This is a genomic window from Methylobacterium sp. CCH7-A2, from assembly GCF_001557075.1.
GTDB lineage: Bacteria > Pseudomonadota > Alphaproteobacteria > Rhizobiales > Beijerinckiaceae > Allobosea > Allobosea massiliensis.
This window is the reverse complement of the sequence record NZ_LSKN01000230.1, coordinates 1-854: the sequence shown is the minus strand read 5'-3', so window position 1 is coordinate 854 and position 854 is coordinate 1. Positions and strand designations below refer to the sequence as shown.

The window sequence follows — 854 nt, the reverse complement described above, 5'->3', positions numbered from 1 at the left end:
CATGACGATGGCGGCGTCGATCATGGCGCCGACCGCGATGGCGATGCCGCCCAGGACCAACGCGACGATGATGCTCTCCTCGATCAGCGTGCCCTTCAGCGTCTCGATCGCCCGCTCGATCAACCCGGAGCGGTCGTAGACCGGCACGATCTCAGCCCCGCCCGGCAGGCTCGCCGCGACCTCGGCAAGACGTGCCTTGGCGTGTTCGATCACGGAGAGCGCGTTGGCGCCGAAGCGTTGCAGGATGATACCGCTGGCGACCTCCCCCTCGCCGTTGAGTTCGGTGATGCCGCGCCGCTCATCCGGACCGAGTTCGACACGGGCGACGTCGGAGAGGCGCAGCGGCACGCCCCGATCGCTCTTCAGGACGATGTTCTCGATATCGGCGATCGACTTCAGGTAGCCGCGGCCGCGAACCATGAACTCGAACTCGCTAAGCTCGACCGTGCGTCCGCCGACGTCCATATTGCTGCTGCGGACCGCCTCGCGCAGCGTCGCGAGCGAGACGCCCTGGGCGCGCAGCCGCACGGGATCGACGATGATCGCGTATTGCTTGACGAAGCCGCCGACGCTGGCGACCTCGGCCACCCCCTCGGCACGAGAAGCCGCGAAGCGCACGACCCAGTCCTGGAGCGAGCGTAGTTCCGCCAGGGTCATGTTCTTGGCGAGGACCGCGTACTGGTAGACCCAGCCCACGCCGGTCGCATCGGGCCCGAGCGTGGGCGAGACGCCCGTCGGGAGACGCCGCGCGGCGGCATTGAGATATTCGAGCACGCGCGAGCGCGCCCAATAGGGATCGGTGCCGTCCTCGAAGATGACGTAGACGAAGGAGACGCCGAAGAAGGAGAAGCCGC

Annotated in this window: 1 protein-coding gene; it reads right to left on the bottom strand. The window is 67.6% G+C overall.

Going from position 1 to position 854, the window contains the following annotated elements; genetic code table 11:
• A partial coding sequence (locus AX750_RS17070) for an efflux RND transporter permease subunit (RefSeq protein ID WP_197432839.1) occupies positions 1 to 854 on the bottom strand: 854 nt, incomplete at both ends.